The 3909-nt window shown below is 40.2% G+C and carries 4 protein-coding genes; 1 reads left to right on the top strand and 3 read right to left on the bottom strand.

Annotation, left to right across the window (positions count from 1 at the left end; all coding sequences use genetic code 11):
- Positions 1 to 60 precede the first annotated feature (60 nt).
- Complete coding sequence (locus QUA33_RS27760; RefSeq protein ID WP_333152942.1) at positions 61 to 393, top strand: AtzH-like domain-containing protein; 333 nt, start codon at positions 61 to 63, stop codon at positions 391 to 393.
- A 55-nt stretch (positions 394 to 448) separates the two neighbouring features.
- Here QUA33_RS27760 and QUA33_RS27755 read toward each other — a convergent pair whose 3' ends face one another.
- From QUA33_RS27755 to QUA33_RS27745, 3 genes are all read right to left on the bottom strand, one after another.
- Entirely contained in the window at positions 449 to 1594 is a 1146-nt protein-coding gene (locus QUA33_RS27755) for a restriction endonuclease (protein ID WP_333152940.1), read from the bottom strand.
- Positions 1595 to 1599: 5 nt separating this feature from the next.
- The gene (gene yhdJ / locus QUA33_RS27750) at positions 1600 to 2451 is read right to left on the bottom strand and encodes an adenine-specific DNA-methyltransferase (RefSeq protein ID WP_333152938.1); all 852 of its coding nucleotides are present in this window, start codon (positions 2449 to 2451) and stop codon (positions 1600 to 1602) included.
- A gap of 66 nt (positions 2452 to 2517) precedes the next feature.
- A complete protein-coding gene (locus QUA33_RS27745; RefSeq protein WP_333152936.1) occupies positions 2518 to 3642 on the bottom strand; it encodes a THUMP domain-containing protein in 1125 nt (374 codons plus the stop codon).
- Between the last annotated feature and the right edge of the window lie 267 nt (positions 3643 to 3909).

Here is a 3909-nt window from a genome sequence, read left to right as displayed (position 1 = left end):
TGCCTATCTTTTTTTACCACAAGTTGGCTCAATCCTTACTAACTATGGGTTTGGGGCGGGTTGTCACCCCCCCAGCTTTGTACGAATGATATTGAAACTCTCGATAATTTGTTCTGGGATGCGCCGGAAGTCGTGCGGTTTGGGGTGACGGAGAACCTCTACGGGAGCGATGAGGTGAGGGCTTTTCGCAAAGGACGATCGCCTGTAAATGTCGATCGAGAAATGTTCAACCTCAAAGTCGTGACATTCGATGCAGACACAGCGGCTGTGACGCTGGAATTTCGCCGTGTAATGGATGGAGTGGTGCGTCTGGGGCGGCAGAGTCAGATGTGGCGGAAGTTTCCTGAAGGGTGGAAGATTGTTTCCGCTCACGTTTCTTTGTTGCCGGTGTAGATGTTAAAGATAAGGAAACAATAATTGTCTAAAGCAGGCGGACTTTATGACTGAATCATTCATCCTCTAGAGCAACGTCTAATAATTCACTTTCCCGACTTTCTTCCTGATCTTTATAATTAAATTCTAATCTGCTCTGCTTAATAATCTCGCTCAATATATTGCTTAAGTACCCTTTGGCAACAGCTTGTTCAAATCTTTCTATCAGAAGAGGAACATTGATTATTTCTTCGATACATTCCATGTACTGAGATACTATAGCATTTATTGAATACAGCTTTCGAGCTTGTGCTTCAATCTTTGATTTAATTTCACTATCTGAATCTAAAGATTTAACTACAAATGTTATCGGATACCTTTCAATTTTATCAATGTCTAGGAAATATTTATTTACATCTACAGTTTCAGTCACCTGAAAAAAACGTCCTAGGGGTTTCATTACAAAGTCAATTCCCCCATCATTAGCATTTGTCCTACCTGTTTTAAACAGCTTTAAATTTTCTTGCTGGAGTCTGTCTAGTGCATAACCCCAATAAATAACTCGGTCATTGTAGTAGTATTTTAATATACTGTAGCTGACTATCTCGAAAATTCGAGCATCTACATTTGGCGCTACCATTTGTTTTATAAATTCTCTGACTTCAACCTCTGTCAATCTTTGAGCATCTTTACAAATTTGAATAAACTTTTCAAAGCTATCTCTCTTAGCTTCAACGTAAGCATCAATTATGTGGATTACTGTTTCTGCTATATTGTGTTCATTCTCATTAATTTGGACTTTTAATAAATTTTCGTTAAACCAATACCTGTTATTTTTCTGATTTCTCAAAATTGGGATAAACTCACAAGTGGGAAAATATCTTTTAAATTCTTCATTCATCCTATGATTCAAGCCATGATTTTGAAGCTTTTGCCCGAATGGTAATTCACGCTGTCTCTTCAAAAGATTCGTATAAACTGCACCTTCATAATCTGAATACCTTCCTGTCAGATGAAATTTTTTCACCAAATAATCTTCAACTAAAACATAGATTGCGTATAAGTTGGCAAAACTTCCTCTTGATTTGGAGCCTTTATTTGAAGATTTAGTCTTGATATTCAAATATAAAATTAGCTGGCTTTCACGCAAGATTTGATACCCCACCTCGCCAAAATTATCCTCTAAAATGGTCTTAATTATTTTTGTAAATTCATGTTCCATTTTTATTAGAGTTGTAAGTTTAGTGTTAGCTGCTGTGGCGAAAGTTCACCGGAGTTGACTTCAGACATGGGAGCCTCTTCACTCTCATCCGGGGTAATTTGCAACCTCCGCAATCCTATTTGTAGATACTTTTCTTGTAATTCTATGCCGAGTGACTTTCTGTTAAGCTGCTTGGCAACAAATGATGTTGTAAAAGTTCCCGAAAATATATCTAGTACAACGTCGCCCTCATTACTACTGGCTTTGATAATTCTTTCTAACAACGATGTTGGTTTCTGGGTAGGATGATCCTCATACTCAGGCATACGATATCTCACTCTCGGAAACTCCCAGACATTACCGGGAACTTTTTCAGAATTATATACTGATGGTGTAGCCTTGCGGTAGTCAATTAGTTTTCTAACAGCTCCGGTTTTCGCCTCTACCAGAATATCTGAGGAATTAAATGTATAATTTCGTTTGTCCTTGACGCAATATAAAATTGGTTCGTACAGAGAACCGTAAAAATTTTTTGCTTGTACGCCTGAACTGTCATAATACCACACTATTCGAGAAAGGATTGTTAAACGATCGCGCAAATATAGATCAAAGTAGGGCATACTTTGAGTTGACGCCATTAGATACAAACTGCCGTTCTGCTTGAGCTTCTTAACACATAAGTTCAACCAACTATAACTCCATTCTAAATAATCGCTTTCAAATTCCCACTTGTCTTTAAAACCATTGAAATTTTTGCCAATATTATAGGGAGGATCGGCAAAAATTAAATCTATTGAGTTGTCTTCGATTTCACTTCCAAGCACTTCTAACACATCTCCTAAGATGAGTTTGTGCTCGTCAATTTTAAAGATTTTCATTTAGCCTAGCCTCTTCCCATTAATATTGGTTCTTGTCAAGTGTAGTGAGATATGTTCTATAAATATTTAATACAGTTCATATTTGAGCAAAGTACACGGAATCGACCCATTGAAAACCGGAATTCGCCGCGATGTCCTGAGTCCCACCTTTTTACCCAACTCCTTATTTCCAGTCAAAATAAACGCATTCCAACCTTTAAAACGATTCTTGAAAATATCCCCCAACATCTTGTACAAATCTCCCAATTCGCTAGCATCTCCCAGGCGCTCTCCGTAGGGAGGATTGCAAATCAACACGCCTCTGTCTGCCGGTGCTTCCAACTGAGATAACTCGGTTTGAGCAAACTGAATCTTACCGGAAATACCAGCTTGCTGCGCGTTCGTGCGAGCTTGAGTTAACATATCAGAATCGCGATCGCACCCAGCAACCACCTCTTTAAGTTCCGGTAACTCACTATTTTCCGCTTCCGCCCACAATTCATCCCACAAAGGTTCGTCAAAATCCCGCCAAGTCATAAATCCAAACTTTTCTCGAAACAATCCCGGTGCAATATTCAATCCCTTTAAAGTCGCTTCCAAAGGCAAAGTTCCAGAACCGCACATCGGGTCTAAAAACGGCAAATTTGGAGTCCATTCTGCCATCTCCAACAAAGCCGCAGCTAGGGTTTCTTTGAGTGGAGCAAGCCCCATTGCCGGTCGATATCCCCGGCGGTGCAAACTGCCGCCAGAACTGTCTAAACTTAAAATAGCTCTATCTTGATGAATGTGAATGTTAATTAGCAAATCGGGATGCTCTACATCGACATTAGAACGCTTGTTAAATTGAAGGCGCTGTTGGTCGGCGATCGCATTTTTGACCTGCAAAGCTGTAAAGTGAGTGTGGTTCAACTTTTCGTTGCCGCCGGTACAGTTTACTGCTAAAGTATTTTCGGGATATAAGTATTCGTCCCAAGGGATTTTCTGCACTTCGCGGTAGAGCATATCCGAGTTGTAACACCGGAATTCGGCGATCGGCATTAGCACTCTAAAAATTGTTCTCGACCACAGATTGACGCGGTACAATAAAGCGCGATCGCCCGCAAAGTAAACCCCAGTAAAATCTGGCTTGACATCCTGCGCCCCCAAACGTTCTAATTCTTGGGCGGCAATAGTTTCTAAACCGCGCGCAACTGTAGCAAAATATTGATTCATTGAGAATTGGTAATTGGGAATTGGGAATTGGGAATTGTTACTAACAACAGACACCAGACTGATGACTATAATAGCTGGTTTTAATCCTAACTATCAAAATAAATACTCTACCTTCACGATAAATCACTCGCATTAATCTGGGTGGGGGCGGGTTTGAGAGATTGTTCTTTGTTGGCTGTAATTGTTTGTGAAACCCGCCCCTTGTATCTTAAAAGAGTGAGCTAGCCGATCGCCACGTCATTGATTCGATCATACCGACAATCAGGC

Source organism: Microcoleus sp. Pol14D4, from assembly GCF_036701245.1.
Taxonomy (GTDB): Bacteria; Cyanobacteriota; Cyanobacteriia; order Cyanobacteriales; family Microcoleaceae; genus Microcoleus.
Note: the sequence above shows the minus strand (reverse complement) of the source record. Positions and strands in the feature narration are given on the sequence as shown.

What these genes read in the sequence shown, in the direction of transcription:
- QUA33_RS27755 (WP_333152940.1), bottom strand. Translation starts at nt 1,594, where the DNA reads ATGGAACATGAATTTACAAAAATAATTAAGACCATTTTAGAGGATAAT.
- yhdJ (WP_333152938.1), bottom strand. Translation starts at nt 2,451, where the DNA reads ATGAAAATCTTTAAAATTGACGAGCACAAACTCATCTTAGGAGATGTG.
- QUA33_RS27745 (WP_333152936.1), bottom strand. Translation starts at nt 3,642, where the DNA reads ATGAATCAATATTTTGCTACAGTTGCGCGCGGTTTAGAAACTATTGCC.